Below are 20838 nucleotides of genomic sequence, written 5' to 3'. Positions count from 1 at the left end.
TTATGACGGAATTGATTCACCAAACTGTAGGGGAATTACTTACTGAAAAAGCTAAACAACTTCCACACCATGAAGCGCTTGTGTACTCTGATCGTAATCTGCGCTATACGTACAGTGAATTTGATGAGTTGTGTCGAAAAGCAGCAAAAGGATTAATGGCTCTTGGTATTGAAAAAGGGGAACATGCGGCTATTTGGGCGACAAATGTACCTGAATGGGTGACGCTTCAGTTTGCTACAGGCAAAATGGGGGCTGTTCTTGTCACAGTGAATACGAACTATCGAACAGCAGAGCTTGAGTATTTACTCAATCAATCTGAGAGTACGACATTAATTTTAATTGAAGAATATCGTGGGAATTCCTATGTGGATACCATCTATGAACTTTGCCCAGAGCTTCATACTTGTGAACCTGGAAAGCTACAATCGAAGCGACTACCACTGTTGAAAAACGTCGTCATTTTAAGTGAGAAAGAGTACAACGGTGCTTTTAATTGGACAGATATTTTAAACATGGCTGATCAAGTAAGTGAGGGCGAGTTGGACGAACGAACAAAATCCCTTGATCCTCATGAGGTCATTAACATGCAGTATACTTCAGGAACGACAGGTTTTCCTAAGGGAGTCATGCTGACACATAGCAATTTAATTAATAACGCCTTTAATATTGCCGGCTGTATGGAGTTAACGAAAGAAGATCGTCTTTGTATTCCCGTACCATTTTTCCATTGCTTCGGTTGTGTAATCGGGACACTTGCCTGCGTGACGGTAGGAGCGACGATGGTTCCTGTTCAAGAGTTTGATCCAGAAACGGTCTTGCAAACAGTAGAGAAAGAGAATTGTACTGCACTACACGGGGTACCAACGATGTTTATTGCTGAACTGAATCATCCGAATTTTCAAAACTATAACTTGTCACATCTACGAACAGGGGTCATGGCTGGTTCCAACTGTCCGGTAGAAGTTATGAAATCTGTGATGGATCAAATGAATATGACACAGATTACCATTTGTTATGGGCAAACAGAATCTTCACCAGTGATCACGCAAACTCGTGTGAATGATCCAGTTGAGCTTCGAGTAGAAACGGTCGGTCGTGCGCTTCCAGATGTCGAAGTAAAGATCGTTGACCCAACGACCAATCAAGCGGTTGCTTCGATGGTACAAGGAGAGTTATGCACGAGAGGCTATCATGTAATGAAAGGTTATTATAACAATCCTGATGCTACTCATGAAGCCATTGATGAAGAAGGTTGGCTTCACACAGGAGATTTGGCCGTAATGGATGAAACGGGATACGTTCGGATTACAGGTCGTTTAAAAGATATGATTATTCGTGGGGGAGAAAATATCTATCCGCGTGAAATAGAAGAATTTTTATACACACACCCAAAAATTCTTGATGCACAAGTAATTGGCGTTCCAGATACGAAATATGGTGAAGAAGTGATGGCGTGGGTTATTTTGAAAGAAGGAGAAACAGCGGATGTAGATGAGATTAAAGAATATTTCAAAGGAAAAATCTCGCGCCACAAAATTCCAAAACATATCGTATTTACGAAAGAATACCCAATGACAGCATCAGGGAAAATCCAAAAGTTTAAGCTACGAGAAGAATCACTTAGCTTATTATCATAGGGGAAGGGGCGGTCTAGATGTTCTCAAAAGTTATTATTGCCAATCGGGGCGAAATTGCACTTCGAGTCATTCGCACTTGTCAAAAGCTTGGTATTCAAACGGTGGCTGTGTATTCAGAAGCAGATGCAGACTCCTTATTTGTTCGACAAGCAGATGAAGCGTTTTGCATCGGAAAGCCTCCGGTCAATCAAAGCTATTTAAATGCGGATGAAATCATTCGTGTAGCGAAAGAAAGTGGAGCTGAAGCGGTTCATCCTGGCTACGGATTGCTTTCTGAAAATGCCACATTTGCGACAAAATGCATCGAAGAGGGACTGACTTTTATCGGCCCTTCACCAAAAATTATCGCTTCTATGGGAAGCAAAATCGAAGCTCGTAAAACGATGAAAGAAGCAGGTGTTCCGATCATCGAAGGCGTAGACGTTCCGCTTGAAAACGAAGAAGAAGCAAAAGCGGCAGCAGAAAGAATTGGTTACCCGTTAATGTTAAAGGCTTCTGCAGGTGGAGGCGGGATCGGTATGCAACTGATTCATTCTCCAGATGAACTTGGGAAAGCGTTTGAAGGGAATAAAAAGCGTGCTGAATCCTTCTTCGGTGACGGAGCGATGTTTTTAGAGAAATACATTCAAGAGCCTCATCATATTGAAGTGCAAATTATCGCTGATTCACATGGGCATGTCATTCCTTTATGGGAGAGAGAATGTTCGATTCAACGACGCAATCAAAAAGTAGTTGAAGAAGCACCGTCGCCTTTTATTAGCGAAGAAACGCGTGCGAAAATGCTAGATGCTGCCGTTAAAGCGGCTGAGCATATTGGCTACACAAACGCTGGAACGATTGAATTTTTAGTAGATAAAGAACAGAACTTTTATTTCCTTGAGATGAATACAAGATTGCAAGTAGAGCATCCAGTAACGGAAGAAATCACTGGCTTAGACCTTGTTGAAGAACAATTGAAAGTTGCAGCTGGAGAGAAGCTTTCTTTTACTAGGGAAGAGGTAAAGCGAAAAGGTCATGCGATTGAAGTGCGAATTTATGCGGAGGACCCGAAAACTTTCTTTCCTTCTCCAGGGAAGATCACGACTTTTAAGCTTCCGGAAGGGGAAGGCATTCGTAATGAGTGTGCCATCGAACAAGGTTCGCAAGTCACACCGTTTTATGACCCGATGATCGGCAAATTAATTGCTTGGGGCGAAACAAGACCAGAAGCTTGTGAACGTTTAAAGCAAGCGCTTGAAGACTATGTGATCGAAGGGATCAAAACAAATATCCCGATGCTGATTCAAACGGTCAGTCATGAACAATTTTTAACAGGATATACAACTACTCAATTTGTTAATGAATATTATTTGCCAGAGTTAACATCAGCAAAATAAGGAGGAATTTTATATGACAACAATCCAGGCAAGTATGGCAGGGAATGTATGGAAAGTGTTAGTGAGTGAAGGTGATGAGGTAAAAGCTGGACAGGATGTCGTTATTTTAGAATCGATGAAAATGGAGATTCCGATCGCTGCTGAAGAAGACGGGAAGGTTCAGAAAGTTCATATCCAAGAAGGAGATTTCGTGAACGAGGCAGACGGACTAGTCGATATTGAATAGGAGGCGGATGGTTTGAAACTGCCGAACAAAGTAACGATTAAAGAGGTTGGACCGCGTGATGGGCTTCAAAATGAACCCCATCACGTGAGTACAGAAAATAAAGTCGCGTGGATTAATCAATTGTCAGAAAGTGGTCTTTCTTATATTGAAGTGACTTCTTTCGTTCATCCGAAATGGATTCCGCAGCTAGCAGATGCTTCTGACGTATTATCTGCTATCAAGAGAAAGCCAGGCGTTACATATGCGGCTCTCGTGCCTAATATGAAAGGACTAGAAGCCGCCCTGAAAGTTGAAGTGGATGAAGTCAGTGTCTTTATGTCAGCGAGTGAATCTCATAATAAAAATAATATTAACAAAACCATTGATGAAACGTTTCCTGTGCTAGAAGAAGTCGTTAACGAAGCGAAAGCGGCAGGAAAAACGGTTCGTGGCTATTTATCGACTGTCATTGCTTGTCCTTATGAAGGTTTGGTGAATCCGGATCAAGTAGTCAAGGTAGCTGATCGACTCTTTTCAATGGGCATTGATGAATTATCTTTAGGTGACACTATTGGAGTAGGAGTACCAACTCAAGTTGAAAGATTACTAGAAACGATGCTGCCTGTTTTTAAAGCGGATCAATTAGCGATGCACTTTCATGATACGCGTGGAACGGCCTTAGCTAATGTTCTTAAATCGTTAGAGATGGGGATGACGACATTTGATAGTGCGCTAGGTGGGCTTGGTGGTTGCCCATATGCTAAAGGTGCTTCTGGGAATGTAGCGACAGAAGACCTGCTCTATATGCTTGATGGAATGAACATTGAAACAGGAGTAAATATGGAAGAGCTATTACAAGCTGGACAGCTATTAGAGAACATATTAGCGCGTCCACTTAATAGTAAACAAATGGATATTTGCAGAAAATCGTGAAAGGGGTGAGCCGTTTGAGTGAAACGATTGGATTTGAAAAAAGAGACGACGGAATTGCGATCGTTACGTTGAATCGATCAGATGCAGCCAATGCCTTGTCTAAGCAGCTTTTATACGATTTACATGATACTTTGCATCACATTAAGCATGATCGCGATGTTCGTGCCGTCATCATCACGGGTGCGGGAGAAAAGGCATTTTGTGCTGGTGCTGACTTAAAAGAACGAAAAGGTATGTCCGATTCAGAAGTGAAACAAACGGTTGCTTTAATTGGGTCGACGGTGAATGAAGTCGAAGCATTGCCGCAGCCTGTCATTGCTGCTATGAATGGCGTCGCTTTTGGTGGAGGACTGGAATTAGCATTAGCTTGTGATGTTCGTGTCATTTCAAAGGATGCGAAGCTAGGGTTAACTGAAACGTCGCTCGCGATTATTCCTGGAGCGGGTGGTACCCAAAGATTGCCAAGATTAATTGGTCTTGGGAAAGCGAAAGAACTGATTTTTACGGCGAAGCGTCTCGCAGCTGATCAAGCCGAACAAATTGGGCTGGTGGAATATGCTGTACAATCAGCCGATGTGATGGAATGGTCGTTAAACTTAGCGAAACAAATGGTCAAAAATGCACCACTTGCTTTAATCCAAGCTAAAACAGCGATCAATAACGGTATGCAAGTTGGACTTGCGACTGGACTTGAAATCGAAAAGCTTGCTTATAACTCGTTAATACCTACGGAGGATCGTTTGGAAGGGTTACGAGCTTTTGCTGAAAAACGTCCACCAGTATATCAAGGAAAGTGAGGAGAAGCAGTGATGAACGAAACAGAAATGAAAACACCTTATGAGGAAAGAAAAGAATCCGTCTTAAAAGGTGGATTAGAGAAATATCATGAGAAAAATAAAGAGCAAGGCAAATTATTTGTTCGTGACCGTCTTCGTTTATTGTTCGATGGTGATCTTCAAGTAGAAGATGGCATGTTTGCCAACGTCATGGCTGGCGACTTACCGGCAGATGGAGTAGTGACGGGTATCGGTAAGATCAATGGTCGTACCGTTTGCGTCATGGCCAATGATTCAACAGTGAAAGCTGGATCATGGGGCAAACGTACAGTAGAAAAGATCATTCGTATTCAAGAAACAGCTGAAAAGCTTCGTTGCCCAATGCTGTATCTTGTCGATTCAGCAGGTGCACGTATTACCGATCAAATTGAAATGTTCCCAGGAAGACGAGGAGCAGGCCGAATCTTTTATAATCAAGTGAAAATGTCTGGAAAAGTTCCTCAAATCTGTTTATTGTTCGGTCCATCTGCTGCTGGAGGCGCTTACATCCCGGCCTTTTGTGATATCGTTGTTATGGTAGAAGGAAATGCGTCAATGTACTTAGGTTCTCCACGAATGGCTGAAATGGTCATTGGAGAAAAAGTTACGCTTGAGCAAATGGGCGGTGCAAAAATGCATTGTTCGGTTTCCGGCTGTGGAGACGTATTAGCTAAAACAGAAGAAGAAGCGATTGAGTATGCTCGTAAATATTTAGCTTATTTCCCAGAAAATTATACACAAAAGCCAGCTCCTGCTTCACCAAAAGCTCCAGCAGCTTTTGAAAAGACGATCGAGGAGCTCATTCCAAAAAATCAAAATGCGCCTTTCGATATGTATCAACTGATCGATCGCTTAATTGATGAAGATAGTTTTTGTGAAATTAAGAAACTATTTGCATCAGAACTGATTACAGGGTTAGGCCGAATCAATGGTCAGCCGATCGGAATTATTGCCAATCAACCGCGTGTAAAAGGCGGCGTATTATTCCATGATTCCGCCGATAAAGCAGCTAAATTTATTAGTTTATGCGATGCTTTCCATATTCCGTTATTATTCCTTGCCGATGTCCCAGGGTTTATGATCGGTACGAATGTTGAAAAAGCAGGGATCATCCGCCACGGAGCGAAAATGATTTTTGCGATGAGTGAAGCAACAGTGCCTAAAATGACCGTTATTGTTAGAAAAGCATATGGTGCCGGACTTTACGCGATGGCAGGTCCAGCTTTTGAACCGGATTGCTGTATTGCGTTGCCGACTGCACAAATTGCCGTAATGGGTCCAGAGGCAGCGGTGAATGCGGTATATGCGAATAAGATTGCTGCTCTTCCGGAAGAAGAACGTGCAGCCTTTATTAATGAAAAACGCGAAGAATATAGAAAAGACATTGATATTTATCATTTGGCATCAGAATTGATCATCGATGATATCGTTGAGCCGAATAAGCTTCGTGATGAGCTATCTGTCAGACTAGAAGCTTACATGTCGAAATATTTAAATTTTACTGATCGCAAGCATGGGGTCAACCCAGTATAAGAAAAGGGGGGATAAGGCGTGAAGAAAATCTACACAGATGCGAATGAAGCGGTCTCCGAAATTAAAGACGGAATGACGTTAATGGTTGGTGGTTTTGGTTTATGCGGCATTCCTGAACACTTAATTCAAGCCCTTGCTCGTTCAGGAGCAAAGGATTTAACGGTGATTTCCAATAACTGTGGTGTTGATGATTGGGGACTTGGACTGCTATTAAGAAACAAGCAGATTAAGAAAATCATCGGCTCATACGTTGGGGAAAATAAAGAATTTGAACGGCAAATGCTTGCAGGTGAAATTGAAGTCGTATTAACACCACAAGGAACTTTAGCGGAAAAAATTCGTGCCGGCGGAGCAGGTATTCCAGCGTTTTTCACTCCGGCCGGTGTTGGAACGCCGATCGCCGAAGGGAAAGAAGTGCGCGAGTTCAATGGAAAAGAATATTTGCTAGAAGAAGCTTTAGTGGCTGATGTCAGCTTAGTCAGCGCTTATAAGGCTGATCGCATGGGAAACCTTATTTATAATAAAACAGCTCGTAACTTTAATCCGATGATTGCCGCAGCTGGCAAGGTGACGATTGCGGAAGTGGAGGAAATTGTGGAAACAGGTGATCTAGACCCTGATTCTATTCATACTCCTGGTGTTTATGTGCAAGCGCTTATTCAAGGAGAGCAAGAAAAACGAATTGAAAAAAGAACCGTTCGTACGTAAGGAGGGGAAAACATGAATAGTAGAGAAAAAATTGCAAGGCGTGCAGAAAAAGAAATTGAAGATGGCAACTACGTAAATTTAGGGATCGGGATACCAACTCTTGTCGCTAACTATATTTCTGATCATAAACAAGTCGTTTTGCAATCAGAAAATGGTTTGCTCGGTATCGGCCCTTATCCTGAAGAAGGGCAAGTAGATCCCGATTTAATTAACGCCGGCAAAGAAACAGTAACGGCGATCCCAGGTTCATCATTTTTTGATAGTGCCGAATCCTTTGCGATGATTCGTGGCGGACATATTGATGTAGCCATTCTCGGTGGGATGGAAGTCTCTCAAACTGGCGATCTAGCTAATTGGATGATTCCAGGCAAAATGGTCAAAGGAATGGGCGGTGCGATGGATCTTGTTCATGGTGCAAGGAAGATTATTGTGATTATGGATCACGTCAATAAGCATGGGGAATCTAAAATCCTAAAAAAATGTACCCTTCCGCTTACCGGAAAAGGCGTCGTTCAACGAATCATTACCGACCGTGCCGTCATGGACGTAGAAGGATCGCATTTGAAGTTGGTTGAAGTGGCGGCTGGTTACTCAGTTGAGGATATTTTAAACTGTACAGAAGCAGAAATATCCGTGGCTAGTGATGTTGTATTAGATGCTTACTAAAAATGTAAAAAAAAGAGGGGGGTTCCCCTCTTTTTTTCAGTGATGAAGCGCTCTTTTTGGCAACTTCCATTGAAACTTATAAGACGCTATGCGCAGACAAGTGATGAGAAGAAATAATGTAATTAAACCAGCTAGAGAATTGACTAAGTTTAGGCCGATGAAAGCACCGGCTAAAGCAGCCCATACACCATATATTTCATTATGTAGTAATGCTGGTTTTCGTCTTGCTAATATGTCACGGACGAGCCCGCCTCCACTTCCAGTTAACACCGCTGCTACAATAACAGCACTCAGTGGATGAGACATATTAGCTGCGTATAAAGCCCCTTGAATAGCAAAAGCAGATAAGCCAATCGCGTCAAAAAAATTCCCCCAAATATGCCAATGCTTTAATAGATTGTTAGGAAATAAGATCACGGCTGTAATTGATAGTGAAGCAACTTGAAAAAAGTCTCCTTGCTCCCAGAGAGCGGATACAGGTATACCAATTAACAAGTTGCGAATGGCTCCTCCGCCAAATGCAGTGATCATCCCTAGTATATATACCCCAAATAAATCATACTTCTCTTCCATCGCTACAATTGCTCCCGAAATAGCAAACGCAATCGTGCCGAGAATAGTGAAAATATCCCAAGTCATCCCCATTGTTTACCCCTTTTATATGGAAAATAATTTACTAATAATTCATTATATTATGAATCGATATTAAATACTAGTTCCTATCCAAAGGCTTTTCTTTTTCTCCTCATAGTTTTTTGATGGTATTTTTGTTAAGATGAAGGATAGAACATTTGATGAAAGTAGGAAAATCATTGGAAAAAAATGAACAAGAAAAAGTGATCCTTGTCGGCTGTCAGCTAAATAATAGCGATGACATTCATTTTTTTTACTCGATGGATGAATTAAAGTCGCTGATAGGAACAGCCCAAGGGAAACCGGTTGCTACATTGACGCAAAAAAGAGAACGAATTCACCCGAGTACATATATAGGAAAAGGAAAAGTTGAGGAACTTCATCGACTAGAAGAAGAGCTTGAGCCGGATTTAATTATTTTTAATGATGAATTATCTCCTAGCCAAATTCGGAATCTATCTGCTCAATTAAATGCGCGTGTCATCGATCGAACACAATTAATTCTCGATATTTTTGCGAGACGAGCCCGTTCAAAAGAAGGAAAGTTACAAGTGGAGCTGGCTCAACTTCAATATTTGCTTCCGAGACTTGTCGGTCAAGGGATTGCTCTTTCACGCTTAGGTGGAGGGATTGGGACAAGGGGCCCTGGTGAAACAAAATTAGAAACCGATCGTCGGCATATTCGAAGACGGATTGATGAAATTAAACGCCAGCTAAAGGTTATCGTTGAGCATCGGGAACGGTATCGAGGTCGTCGCAAGAAAAACAAAACGTTTCAAATCGCTCTAGTGGGATACACAAACGCAGGTAAATCGACGTTGTTTAATCGATTAACTGCCGCCGATTCTTTAGAAGAAAATCAATTATTTGCCACGCTTGATCCGATGACGAGGAAGTTTATTTTACCGAGTGGGTATCAAGTGATATTGACGGATACGGTTGGGTTTATTCAAGATTTGCCAACGACTTTAGTGGCAGCATTTCGCTCGACTTTAGAGGAAGTCAGAGAAGCGGATTTGCTTCTTCACGTCGTTGATAGTTCTAACCCCGATTATACGCAGCATCAAACAACAGTAAGAGAGTTGTTAAAACAATTAGAGATGGATCATTTGCCGGAATTAACGGTGTATAACAAAAAGGATATGGTTCATCCGGAGTTTGTCCCTTCTTCGCACGCAAAGCATTTGCTGATCAGTGCTTTAAGTCTGCAAGATCAAGAGAAATTGAAGCAGCAAATAGAAGAAGTAGTCAAACAGCAAATGAGTATATATTATGCTCGTATCCCTGCTTATGAAGGAAAGCTGTTGGCTCAGTTAAAAACGGAGACAGTGCTAGAAGAGACAAGCTTTGAGGAAGAGGATCAAAAATACGTAGTAAAAGGTTATTCGTTTGTTGATCACCCGATTTTTGGAGAGATCAGTCAATATACATTACACGATTAAGGGAGAGTATTATGTTTGATTTATTAAAGCATGGACAGAAAATACAACCAATGGTAGAAGAAGTAGAACGTCAAATTAGTGAGGTTCACCGTGCCATTGAGCAGCAAGCGGAAAGCAATCAGTTTCGCGTATTGCGAAGCTTTCAAAATCACCAAGTTAGCGACTTTCATTTCACGCCTTCTACAGGTTATGGGTATGACGATACTGGCAGAGATACACTTGAAAACATCTATGCGGAAGTATTTGGTGGGGAAAGCGCACTTGTCAGGCCGCAAATTATTTCAGGCACTCATGCGATTTCGATTGCGTTATTCGGCGTATTAAGACCGGGGGATGAACTTCTTTATATTACAGGAAACCCATATGACACACTTGAAGAAATTGTCGGCATTCGCGGGAACGGAAATGGCTCGTTGAAAGAGTTTGGTATCGGTTATCGAAGTGTACCGCTACTAGACAATGGCTATCCGGATTATGAGGCGATTAAAGTAGCCATTCAACCAAATACAAAAATGATTGGCATTCAGCGTTCAAAAGGGTATGCCATTCGTCCTTCCTTTACGATCGATAAAATAGCAGAGATGATTCGTTTTGTGAAAGAAATAAACCCGGAAATCATCGTGTTTGTTGATAACTGTTACGGTGAATTCACGGAGGACCGCGAGCCTTGTCATGTCGGCGCAGACTTAATGGCAGGTTCTTTAATTAAAAATCCAGGGGGCGGCTTAGCGAAAACAGGCGGTTATCTTGCGGGGAAAAAAGAAGTGGTAGAAAGCTGCTCATATCGCATGACCTCTCCAGGAATTGGAGCGGAAGCGGGGGCGAGTTTGTATAGCTTGCAGGAAATGTATCAAGGTTTCTTTTTAGCTCCTCACATCGTGGCACAAAGTTTAAAAGGCGCGGTGTTTACGGCTGCGATGCTTGAAAAGCTCGGAATGAAGACGATGCCGAAATGGGATGCAAAAAGAACAGACTTAATTCAAGCGGTAGAGTTTAATGATCGCGATAAAATGGTTGCGTTTTGCCAAGCGATTCAATTTGCTTCGCCTATCAATTCTCACGTCACGCCTTATCCGAGCTACATGCCAGGGTATGAAGATGATGTTATTATGGCAGCTGGTGCTTTCGTTCAAGGAGCGAGCATTGAATTATCGGCAGATGGGCCATTGCGTCCTCCTTACGCAGCTTATGTACAAGGTGGATTAACATACGCCCATGTGAAAATTGCTATATGCAGTGCGATCGATCATTTAATGGAGAAGAATTTAATATAATCCATCACCAAGCTAATCTCAACAGATATGTTATGAGATTAGCTTTTTTTAAAAAATTTCATGTAAGAAAACCTAACATGCGTTTGACAATTATTCTAACATCGTATATAATTTTCAACAGAAAGAGAAAGGGGGATCAAGATGAGTAGTCATATTAGGCGTTCGATGCCGCTTTTTCCAATAGGGACAGTGATGAAATTGACTGATTTGTCCGCTAGGCAAATTCGCTATTATGAAGAACATCAATTGATTCAACCGGAACGAACAGATGGGAATCGTCGTCTCTTTTCTTTGTACGATATTGATCGCTTATTAGAAATTAAAGATTTAATTGACCAGGGGATCAATATCGCAGGAATAAAGAAAATTCTGCTAGATGAAAAACAGTTTGAACCACATCAGGATTCAAAAGAACAAGGAGAAGAGCAGAAAAAGAATTTCACAGATGAGGAGCTAAGAAAATTGTTGCGTAAAGAGTTAATTAATGCGGGACGTTTTCATCGAAATGGGCATCCTTATAGTGAAAGGAACCGCTTTTTTCATTAATCTTTTGATATAAACTTGTAGTTAAAAATGAGGAGGAATTATTTTTTATGGGAAAGTATACTCGTGAAGACATTATGAACTTGGCAAAAGAAGAAAATGTTAAATTTATTCGTTTGCAGTTCACAGACATTTTAGGGACAATCAAAAACGTGGAAATCCCTGTTAGCCAGCTAGAAAAAGCTCTGGATAATAAAATGATGTTTGATGGATCTTCTATCGAAGGATTTGTACGAATTGAAGAATCTGATATGCAACTTTATCCGGATCTTGACACATGGGTAGTCTTCCCTTGGACGGCAGAAAAAGGAAAAGTGGCTCGCCTCATTTGTGATATTTACAAGCCTGATGGAACTCCATTCGAAGGAGATCCGCGAAATAATTTAAAAAGAATTTTAAATGAGATGAAAGAATTAGGGTTTTCTAATTTCAATCTAGGACCAGAACCAGAATTTTTCTTGTTTAAACTAGATGCGAATGGTGAACCAACTCTTGAATTAAATGATAACGGTGGTTATTTTGACTTAGCTCCGACAGATCTTGGTGAAAACTGCCGTCGTGATATTGTATTAGAATTAGAAGAAATGGGATTTGAAATTGAAGCTTCTCACCACGAAGTAGCTCCAGGTCAGCATGAAATTGACTTCAAATATGCAGATGCTGTAACGGCATGTGATCACATTCAAACGTTCAAGCTAGTTGTTAAGACGATTGCTCGTAAACATGGCTTACACGCGACATTTATGCCGAAACCATTATTCGGAGTAAGTGGTTCGGGTATGCACTGTAATATGTCTTTATTCACAGAAGGAAAAAATGCCTTCTTTGATGAAAATGGCGAGCGTCAATTAAGTGAAACAGCGTACCAATTTATTGCAGGTACAATTAAGCATGCGAAAGGATTTACAGCAGTTACAAACCCAACGGTTAACTCTTATAAGCGTTTAGTTCCAGGATACGAAGCACCTTGTTATGTCGCTTGGTCTGGACAAAATCGTAGTCCGCTTATTCGTATTCCAGCTTCTCGTGGCATGAGTACACGTGTGGAAGTACGTAGTGTAGATCCAGCAGCAAATCCGTATTTAGCAATGGCGGTTCTTTTACAAGCTGGTCTAGACGGTATTAAAAATAAAATGACACCTCCTCCAGCGGTTGATCGTAACATTTATGCGATGAACCAAGAAGAGCGTGCACAAGAAGGTGTAGAAGACTTACCGTCGACACTTGCGGAAGCTCTACAACTCTTGAAGAAAGATGAAGTAATTCAAGCAGCTCTTGGGGCTCATATTTTAGAGCATTTCATCGAAGCGAAAGAAATTGAATGGGACATGTTTAGAACTCAAGTTCATCCATGGGAGCGCGAACAGTATATTCAAATGTATTAATTAAAAAGTCAGGGTTGTCCCAAAAGTCATTTCAATGACTTTTGGTGACAGCCCTGTTTTCGTTACTTTTTATTATGCTCCAACTAGTTGGCGATCATATAGTTTTTCGACAAACACAGCGTGCCAAATCATAAAGATCAGAACCGTCCAGATTTTGCGACTGTAATCTCCTTTGCCTTGGCAATGATCATCTAATAACTGTAGAACATATTGCTTATTGATCAGGTGATCAGTTCCGCTCGTCTTAATGATCTGAACCGCCCAATCATACATTTCATCCTTTAACCAATGTCTGATTGGAACAGGGAATCCTAATTTTTTTCTATTTAACACATGGTCTGGCACAATCCCTTCAGCCGCTTTACGTAAAATATATTTGGTTGTACCGTTAGCGGTTTTCAATTCGGTAGGGATTTGGGAGGCTACTTCAAATACCCGCTTATCTAGAAAAGGTACTCTCAGCTCCAACGAATGTGCCATTGTCATACGGTCAGCCTTTAATAAAATATCGCCGCGCATCCACGTATGAATATCAATATATTGCATGCGATCTACATCATCATAACCGATCGTTTCATTATAGAATGGTTTAGTAATGTTCGTGTAGTCCATACCAGATTGATAGTTTGGTAGTAAAATTTGCTTCTCCTGCTCCTCGAACATTTTGGCGTTTCCGATATAGCGCTCTTCCATCGGAGTGACTCCCCGTTCAATAAAGCTCTTTCCTTTCGTTCCCTCAGGCATCATTTGTGATACTTTCTTAAGAAGCGCTTTAAACATAGAAGGTATGTAGTTAAAGAGCTTTAATGATTGAGGTTCACGATAAATATTATAGCCGCCGAATAATTCATCCGCACCTTCCCCAGATAACACAACCGTGACATGCTTTCTCGCTTCTCTAGCGACGAAATAGAGTGGAACACAAGCTGGATCGGCAAGTGGATCTCCCATATGCCAAATAATTTTAGGGAGTTCTTTCATATATTCTTCAGGAGAGATGATATAGCTAATATTTTCTAGTCCTAATTTTTCAGCTGTTTCCTTGGCTACATCGATCTCGCTAAACCCATTATGTTCAAAACCGACAGAGAACGTCTTAATGTTAGGGTGATACGTTTTGGCAATCGCCGCAATAATGGAAGAATCGATGCCTCCTGATAAAAATGAACCAACTGGTACGTCGCTTCGCATATGAACATTAACAGAATCGAATAGTACATCTTGTACCATTTTTACATAATCAGTTTCGGAGCGTAGGACGGGAGAAAAAGAAGCTTTCCAGTAAGGCTGAATTTGCATTTTTTCTCCGATTTTTTTCGTGAAATAATGACCAGGCTCCAATTTATATATGTCACGATCCATCGTTTCTGGTTCAGGCACATACTGGTAGGTTAAATAATGTTGTAAGGCATCATTATTTAATCCGGTATCAGACATCGCCTGCAAAATACTTTTCTTTTCAGAAGCAAAATATGTTCGATTCTTATCTTGTTTATAGAAAAAGGGCTTGATGCCAAAAGGGTCGCGTGCACCGAAAAGCTCTTTTCGTTTCTTATCCCAAATAACGAAGGCGAACATTCCGCGTAGCTTATCTACGGTTTTTTCTTTGATGCGACTATATAAGGCGATAATTGTTTCTGTATCTGAAGATGTATTAAACGTTACACCCTCTTGTTCTAACTCTTCTCTCAGCTCTACATAATTATAAATTTCACCATTAAAAATAATCCAATACTTTTCATTTTCAAAAGACAACGGTTGAGTACCGCTTTCGATATCGATAATGCTCAGCCGTCTAAAGCCAAACTGAACATAATCGTCTTGATAATAGCCTTCTTCATCCGGACCTCTATGATAAATAATATCATTCATATTTTTAAACTGCTGATCTGATAATCTATTGACAGCATTTATTTCATCGTAGGCACAGCCTATAAAACCACACATATCTTTCACCTTTCTATTTTTAGCATTAAAATTTTTAAACTGGAGCTATTGGAATAAATTAGCTCCTTGTTTAAGGTAACATAATTGCAGACGAACTGGAAATGATATGTGTGAAGTTCTTTAATTTATTATAGAAATAAAAAGAATAGGCTTGCTCATAAGAGGGTTCATCCTTTATGAGCAAGCCTTGAGTTTTTAATGAACTTGGCGGAAGACGCCGATTACTTTTCCGAGAATGGATACTTTTTTTAAGATGATTGGTGCCATTGAAGAGTTTTCCGGTTGTAATCGAATGTAATCTTCTTCTTTAAAGAAACGTTTGACCGTTGCTTCATCTTCCTCAGTCATAGCAACGACGATATCGCCATTTTTCGCTGTTTGTTGTTGACGAACAACTACATAATCGCCATTTAAGATCCCTGCTTCGATCATGCTATCTCCCACGATTTCTAGCATAAAGACATGTTCATCCCCAGAAGCAAGTCTTTCAGGCAACGGAAAGTACTCTTCTACATTTTCAATTGCTGTGATTGGGAGTCCTGCTGTTACTTTTCCTATTAAAGGTACGTTGATTACATTTTGTTTCGGGACAGCTTCGTCGATTTCAAGCACTTCAATTGCCCGTGGTTTTGTAGGGTCTCTGCGAATATAACCTTTGCTTTCAAGTCGTGCAAGATGCCCGTGTACGGTTGAACTTGAGGCAAGACCAACCGCCTCCCCGATTTCTCTAACGGAAGGGGGATATCCTTTAGCTCTTACTTCTTGCCTAATAAAATCTAAAATATCTTGTTGCCTTTTCGAAATTTTCGTCATCGTTTGCACCTCTTCAATTCGACTCTTTTCTTTATTATATCATGTTTGAAAATCAGGTACAAACATAAGTTCGAAAATATACTTGACACAAACAAATGTTCTTAATAAAATAAAAGTAAAGTTACGAACAAATATTCGATCAAGGGGTTGTTCCAATGCAAGCTTTCATAAAAAATTATTCTATTGTGTTATTATTTATTGTTATTACGATAGTTACAGGTATTATATTAATTTTTAGTCTAAGTGAGGAAAGCAATCAGTATTTAGAGGTCGTTGTACAAGAGGGAGATTCATTATGGACGATCGCCGAAAAGTATCATAAGATAAACGGCATGAAGCGAGATGAGTTTATCGTTTGGGTTCAAACTGAAAATCAATTGAATACCGCGATGATTCAAGTTGGTGACGTCTTGGTCCTTCCGGTGAACTCAGCTCATTCAGCCTATTCTGACAGTCAATTAGCTTTTAGAAAGGACTAATTTTGTATGGAAGCAATTATTTATTGTAGAGTGAGCACAAAAAAAGATTCACAAGAAACGTCACTTGAACGACAAGAAGAGGAATTATTACAGCTAGCTGCAACATATGGATATGAAGTGAAAGCGGTGATCAAGGATCAAGCTAGTGGTTATGAACTTGATAGAGAAGGTATTTTGCAACTGTTGGATATTGTAAAAGAAGGACTGGCTCAAGTCGTGCTCATTCAAGATGAGACGAGGATTGGCCGCGGCAATGCTAAGATTGCTCTTTTGCATTCTTTATTTAAAGAGGGGGCAAAAGTATATACGATCGCCGATGAAGGAGAATTGCAGTTATCTGAATCTGATTCAATGGTCATTAATATTGTTAGTATGGTGGAAGAATATCAAAGAAAGATACATAATTTAAAAATAAAACGAGGGATGAAGCGTGCCGTAGAAAATGGGTATCAACCGGAAAAAAACTTAAAAAACCGAGGAAACCTTTCCGGTAGAGATCGCAAAGAAATACCTATAGAAGAGATTGTTCAATTGCGACATAACAAGCTTACGTTCGGTGAGATTGCAGCCACTTTAAGAGGATTTGGATTTGATGTTTCGAAAGCAACTGTTCATCGACGGTATAAGGAATATATGGAGAACCATCAAGAGAGTAATGAGTAACATCTTGCTTGTTTGACTGTTATTTCTTTAGTAGAATAGTGTGCGAAGTTGTCAGGAAAAGAGGGAATAGCATGCTGTCTGCAGAAAAAATCGCTAGAATCAACGAATTGTCTAAAAAGTCCAAATCACAAGGGCTAACCGATGATGAAAAACAAGAGCAAATGAATTTACGCCAAGAATATTTAAAAGCGTTTCGTAGTTCTATGAAAAATACGGTTGAAACGGTTAGAGTGTTTGACCCAGAAGGCAATGAAGTGACACCTAAGAAAATTAAAGATATACAAAACAAAAAAAGAATGCACTAAGGCTGGGGTTTCCCAGCTTTTTGTGGTTATACAAGAAAATTAAAGAGGAATTCACCTACTTCTTGTATATTTGGACAAAGACCTATAATATTAAGAATGACTATTATGCGTGGAAGAAAGGATGTTTGTGATGTTTGATAAAGTAGATCAATTAGCAGTAAATACGATTCGTACACTTTCAATTGATGCGATTGAAAAAGCCAATTCTGGTCACCCTGGTTTACCGATGGGGGCTGCTCCTATGGCATACACTCTTTGGAGCCGTTTTTTAAATCATAATCCTAAAAATTCAAAGTGGTTTAATCGTGATCGCTTTGTGTTATCGGCTGGTCACGGATCGATGTTATTATACAGCTTGCTTCATTTATCCGGTTATGATCTTTCGATGGAAGAAATCAAAAATTTCCGTCAATGGGGAAGCAAAACACCTGGACATCCGGAATACGGTCACACAGACGGAGTAGAAGCAACAACAGGACCTCTTGGACAAGGGATTGCAATGGCGGTAGGAATGGCGATGGCTGAACGTCATTTAGCAGCTGTTTATAATAAAGAGGACATCGAGGTTATTAATCATTATACATACACATTATGTGGAGATGGTGATTTAATGGAAGGTGTTGCAGCGGAGGCGGCATCTCTAGCAGGTCACTTGAAATTAGGGCGTTTAGTAGTACTTTATGATTCCAATGACATTTCTCTTGATGGGGATCTTGATAAATCCTTCTCAGAAAGTGTAAAAGGTCGTTTCGAGTCATATGGCTGGCAATACTTACGTGTAGAAAACGGAAACGATATGGAAGAGATTGCAAGAGCCATTGAAGCGGCACAAAAAGATACAGATCGTCCAACTATGATTGAAATAAAAACAGTTATTGGTTACGGTTCACCAAATAAATCAGGTAAATCTGATGTTCATGGTGCTCCACTAGGTGCGGATGAGCGGAAATTAACGAAAGAAGCTTACGAATGGACATTTGAAGAAGATTTCTATGTGCCTGATGAAGTATATGCTCGTTTTGAAGAAGCGATCATTCAACCAGGACAAACGAAAGAAAACGAGTGGAATCAATTATTTGCACAATATAAACAGCAATATCCTGAGCTTGGAGATCAGCTTGAGCTTGCTATTAAAGGAGAATTAGCTGAAGGATGGGAAAAGGATATTCCTGCTTATGAAGAAGGCAAAAGCATTGCTAGTCGTTCTTCTTCAAGTGAGATTATTAATGCGATTGCTAACAACCTTCCAACATTTATTGGTGGTTCTGCCGATCTTGCTGGCTCCAACAAAACGATGATTAAAAATGCCGAAGATTTTTCAGCGACAGCTTATGAAGGACGTAATATTTGGTTTGGTGTTCGCGAATTTGCGATGGGAGCGGCGATGAATGGAATGGCGCTTCATGGAGGTCTTCAAGTGTTTGGTGGAACATTCTTTGTTTTCTCTGATTACTTACGTCCAGCGATCCGTTTAGCAGCTTTAATGGGGCTCCCTGTTACTTACGTCTTCACTCACGATAGTATTGCAGTAGGAGAAGATGGACCGACGCATGAACCGATTGAACAGCTATCTTCCTTGCGTTCAATTCCTAACTTGAATGTATTGCGTCCAGCAGATGGAAATGAAACAGCGGCTGCTTGGAAATTAGCGGTTACATCTAAATCGACTCCGTCTGTATTGGTGCTTACTCGTCAAAACTTGCCAACGATTCAAGGAACAGCTCAAACGGCGGAAGAAGGAGTGGCAAAAGGAGCGTATATCATCTCTGCTTCTGAGAAAGAAACACCAGATCTTCTTCTCCTTGCAACAGGTTCTGAAGTTGGTTTAGCGGTGGAAGCGCAACAGGCTCTATTACAAGATGGTATTCACGCATCGGTTGTGAGCATGCCTTCATGGAAGTCATTTGAACAGCAAACAGAAGAATACAAGCGTTCCGTCCTTCCGAAATCTGTGAAGAAGCGACTTGCCATTGAAATGGGTGCCTCTTTAGGTTGGGAGCGTTATACGGGTGATGAAGGTGATATTATTGCCATTGATCAATTCGGTGCTTCAGCTCCAGGTGAATTAGTAATGAAAGAATATGGATTTACAGTAGATAATGTAGTGTCACGAGCTAAATCATTATTAGAAAATGCATAATACCGATCAGCCAGCTCCTCTAAGGGGGTGGCTTTTTGGTGATTTTTCACATAAATTAGCCCAATCGACAAAACTAGTGGTGTTTTTTTTCAAGCTTCAACAAGCTTACATTTATCTATTGACTATAATGAAATGAAAAGGCTTACAGGAGGGTCAATAGATGAGAAGTTATCAAATATACTGGATCACGGAAGAGTTTGCTCACTATTTTTATGGACGAGAACAAAACTTTTTTCAGCTATTTTTTGAAAGCTCCTGTGGGGAAAGTGAACAGCAAGGAATTATTGAAAAACAAATTCAATACATTACAAACAAATTTTTTATTTCTCAAGTGAGAGAATTGCTTTGCGAAGCGTTATCAACAAGAAGTTGGTTTAACATACAAAATGACCATTTCTTTCGAATTGAGCTTCCAAATAATAAAGGACATGCCGAATTATTGGCCGATGAACAATGTTTATATTTAAAGGCTTCTGGAAGTTACGAATCGGAAGCGATTTTCTTCCACGCCTTAAAGAAAATGAAGGCTTATTTGTTTGCTGTTGATTTTAAAAGGAAAAATTATGGCTGGCTTGAACCGATAAAAAAAGAAATCTTGTTTAGATAAAGAAAATTTCTCTTTCATGTTGTATAATGACTTGTGGTTTAGTAAACTTTTAGTAGACAACATGAAGGAGGAAGTATTTTATGTGGTATGTGCTAGTCGGAATTCTAGCTCTAGTAGCTGGAGTTGCACTTGGGTTTTTCATTGCTCGTAAGTACATGATGGATTACTTGAAGAAAAATCCACCAATTAATGAACAAATGCTACGCATGATGATGATGCAAATGGGAATGAAACCATCCCAGAAGAAGATAAATCAAATGATGGCGCAAATGAACAAACAAATGGATGGGAAGTAAGAGTCGCTCAAAGGCTTCATCTACATTTGAGCGGAAGCTGTTTTTATCTTCAATGTAGTTCATAAAGCCTTGTAGCGATTGTTTACTTATCTAATGAATAAAACCCACTTATTTCTTTTGAAGATAAGTGGGTTTTATGTTACGTAAGTATTTTCAGTCAACAAACAAGTGATTACTGTTGCAAGGCAACAGGGATTTATTTTCTTGCAAAACAAAAAATAAACAGGATCGGATGAGTTTCCTGTTCATATTAGTTGAGCATTTTATTTTTATAAACTAATGGTTGAATATAATGGCGATCGTAATCATTTAATAAAGCGTCTAGCTCTTGGCTATATTTAATAGCTAAAGGAGAATTTAATCCTTTCATCGTTACTACTTCGAATAACTCTAATCGCTTTTTTTCAATCGTATCTAATAATTTCTCTTTAGACACAT

The 20838-nt window shown here is 40.1% G+C and carries 22 protein-coding genes; 18 read left to right on the top strand and 4 right to left on the bottom strand.

Going from position 1 to position 20838, the window contains the following annotated elements:
• The first annotated feature begins 2 nt into the window (after positions 1-2).
• From CEF22_RS11500 to CEF22_RS11465, 8 genes are read left to right on the top strand one after another with little or no spacing between them, the layout of a single operon-like run.
• Positions 3-1637: an AMP-binding protein gene (locus CEF22_RS11500; protein WP_442857369.1), complete on the top strand. Its 1635-nt coding sequence runs from the start codon at positions 3-5 to the stop codon at positions 1635-1637.
• A 17-nt stretch (positions 1638-1654) separates the two neighbouring features.
• Positions 1655-3013 (top strand): acetyl-CoA carboxylase biotin carboxylase subunit, encoded by a 1359-nt coding sequence (locus tag CEF22_RS11495; RefSeq protein ID WP_100402987.1) that lies wholly within the window; start codon positions 1655-1657, stop codon positions 3011-3013.
• A gap of 13 nt (positions 3014-3026) precedes the next feature.
• Positions 3027-3239 (top strand): acetyl-CoA carboxylase biotin carboxyl carrier protein subunit, encoded by a 213-nt coding sequence (locus CEF22_RS11490; RefSeq protein ID WP_095478693.1) that lies wholly within the window; start codon positions 3027-3029, stop codon positions 3237-3239.
• A gap of 12 nt (positions 3240-3251) precedes the next feature.
• On the top strand, positions 3252-4151 hold the full coding sequence (locus CEF22_RS11485; RefSeq protein WP_100402986.1) for a hydroxymethylglutaryl-CoA lyase: 900 nt from the start codon (positions 3252-3254) through the stop codon (positions 4149-4151).
• A gap of 14 nt (positions 4152-4165) precedes the next feature.
• Positions 4166-4948: an enoyl-CoA hydratase gene (locus CEF22_RS11480; RefSeq protein ID WP_100402985.1), complete on the top strand. Its 783-nt coding sequence runs from the start codon at positions 4166-4168 to the stop codon at positions 4946-4948.
• A gap of 27 nt (positions 4949-4975) precedes the next feature.
• A complete protein-coding gene (locus CEF22_RS11475) occupies positions 4976-6499 on the top strand; it encodes an acyl-CoA carboxylase subunit beta (protein ID WP_198508106.1) in 1524 nt (507 codons plus the stop codon).
• Between the two features lie 18 nt (positions 6500-6517).
• Positions 6518-7207: a CoA transferase subunit A gene (locus tag CEF22_RS11470; RefSeq protein WP_100402983.1), complete on the top strand. Its 690-nt coding sequence runs from the start codon at positions 6518-6520 to the stop codon at positions 7205-7207.
• Between the two features lie 12 nt (positions 7208-7219).
• Positions 7220-7873, top strand: a complete 654-nt coding sequence (locus tag CEF22_RS11465; protein WP_100402982.1) for a CoA transferase subunit B — start codon at positions 7220-7222, stop codon at positions 7871-7873.
• Between the two features lie 36 nt (positions 7874-7909).
• On the opposite strand, the gene CEF22_RS11460 is transcribed toward CEF22_RS11465, so the two are convergent.
• A complete protein-coding gene (locus CEF22_RS11460; RefSeq protein WP_100403994.1) occupies positions 7910-8512 on the bottom strand; it encodes a trimeric intracellular cation channel family protein in 603 nt (200 codons plus the stop codon).
• 173 nt (positions 8513-8685) lie between these two features.
• On the opposite strand from CEF22_RS11460, the gene hflX reads away from it, so the two are divergent.
• The 4 genes from hflX (at position 8686) to glnA (ending at position 13150) form a co-directional block, all read left to right on the top strand.
• The gene (gene hflX, locus CEF22_RS11455; protein WP_232726110.1) at positions 8686-9948 is read left to right on the top strand and encodes a GTPase HflX; all 1263 of its coding nucleotides are present in this window, start codon (positions 8686-8688) and stop codon (positions 9946-9948) included.
• An 11-nt stretch (positions 9949-9959) separates the two neighbouring features.
• The gene (locus CEF22_RS11450; RefSeq protein WP_100402980.1) at positions 9960-11222 is read left to right on the top strand and encodes a methionine gamma-lyase family protein; all 1263 of its coding nucleotides are present in this window, start codon (positions 9960-9962) and stop codon (positions 11220-11222) included.
• 141 nt (positions 11223-11363) lie between these two features.
• The gene (locus CEF22_RS11445; RefSeq protein WP_095478700.1) at positions 11364-11768 is read left to right on the top strand and encodes a MerR family transcriptional regulator; all 405 of its coding nucleotides are present in this window, start codon (positions 11364-11366) and stop codon (positions 11766-11768) included.
• 47 nt (positions 11769-11815) lie between these two features.
• Positions 11816-13150, top strand: a complete 1335-nt coding sequence (gene glnA / locus CEF22_RS11440) for a type I glutamate--ammonia ligase (RefSeq protein ID WP_095478701.1) — start codon at positions 11816-11818, stop codon at positions 13148-13150.
• A gap of 72 nt (positions 13151-13222) precedes the next feature.
• On the opposite strand, the gene asnB is transcribed toward glnA, so the two are convergent.
• Both asnB and lexA read right to left on the bottom strand, forming a co-directional pair.
• Positions 13223-15097 (bottom strand): asparagine synthase (glutamine-hydrolyzing), encoded by a 1875-nt coding sequence (gene asnB / locus CEF22_RS11435; RefSeq protein WP_100402979.1) that lies wholly within the window; start codon positions 15095-15097, stop codon positions 13223-13225.
• A gap of 195 nt (positions 15098-15292) precedes the next feature.
• Positions 15293-15910, bottom strand: a complete 618-nt coding sequence (gene lexA, locus CEF22_RS11430; protein ID WP_100402978.1) for a transcriptional repressor LexA — start codon at positions 15908-15910, stop codon at positions 15293-15295.
• Between the two features lie 155 nt (positions 15911-16065).
• On the opposite strand from lexA, the gene yneA reads away from it, so the two are divergent.
• The 6 genes from yneA (at position 16066) to CEF22_RS11400 (ending at position 20400) form a co-directional block, all read left to right on the top strand.
• Positions 16066-16389 (top strand): cell division suppressor protein YneA, encoded by a 324-nt coding sequence (gene yneA, locus CEF22_RS11425; RefSeq protein WP_100402977.1) that lies wholly within the window; start codon positions 16066-16068, stop codon positions 16387-16389.
• A 6-nt stretch (positions 16390-16395) separates the two neighbouring features.
• Positions 16396-17052, top strand: a complete 657-nt coding sequence (locus CEF22_RS11420; protein WP_100402976.1) for a YneB family resolvase-like protein — start codon at positions 16396-16398, stop codon at positions 17050-17052.
• Positions 17053-17123: 71 nt separating this feature from the next.
• Positions 17124-17357, top strand: coding sequence for a DUF896 domain-containing protein (locus tag CEF22_RS11415; protein ID WP_094835530.1), 234 nt, complete (start codon positions 17124-17126; stop codon positions 17355-17357).
• Positions 17358-17487: 130 nt separating this feature from the next.
• A complete protein-coding gene (gene tkt, locus CEF22_RS11410) occupies positions 17488-19497 on the top strand; it encodes a transketolase (protein ID WP_100403993.1) in 2010 nt (669 codons plus the stop codon).
• A 160-nt stretch (positions 19498-19657) separates the two neighbouring features.
• Positions 19658-20104 carry a sporulation inhibitor of replication protein SirA gene (sirA, locus tag CEF22_RS11405; RefSeq protein WP_095479306.1) on the top strand — a complete coding sequence of 149 codons (447 nt, stop codon included), beginning with the start codon at positions 19658-19660 and terminating at the stop codon, positions 20102-20104.
• A gap of 80 nt (positions 20105-20184) precedes the next feature.
• Positions 20185-20400: a YneF family protein gene (locus CEF22_RS11400; RefSeq protein WP_095479307.1), complete on the top strand. Its 216-nt coding sequence runs from the start codon at positions 20185-20187 to the stop codon at positions 20398-20400.
• Between the two features lie 250 nt (positions 20401-20650).
• Here the strand turns inward: CEF22_RS11400 and CEF22_RS11395 are convergent, their stop codons facing one another.
• Positions 20651-20836: an aspartyl-phosphate phosphatase Spo0E family protein gene (locus CEF22_RS11395; RefSeq protein ID WP_095479326.1), complete on the bottom strand. Its 186-nt coding sequence runs from the start codon at positions 20834-20836 to the stop codon at positions 20651-20653.
• Positions 20837-20838 lie beyond the last annotated feature (2 nt).

The sequence above is a fragment of the Bacillus sp. FJAT-42315 genome, from assembly GCF_002797375.1.
Taxonomy (GTDB): Bacteria; Bacillota; Bacilli; order Bacillales; family Domibacillaceae; genus Bacillus_CE.
This window is presented reverse-complemented; position numbering and strand designations above follow the sequence as displayed.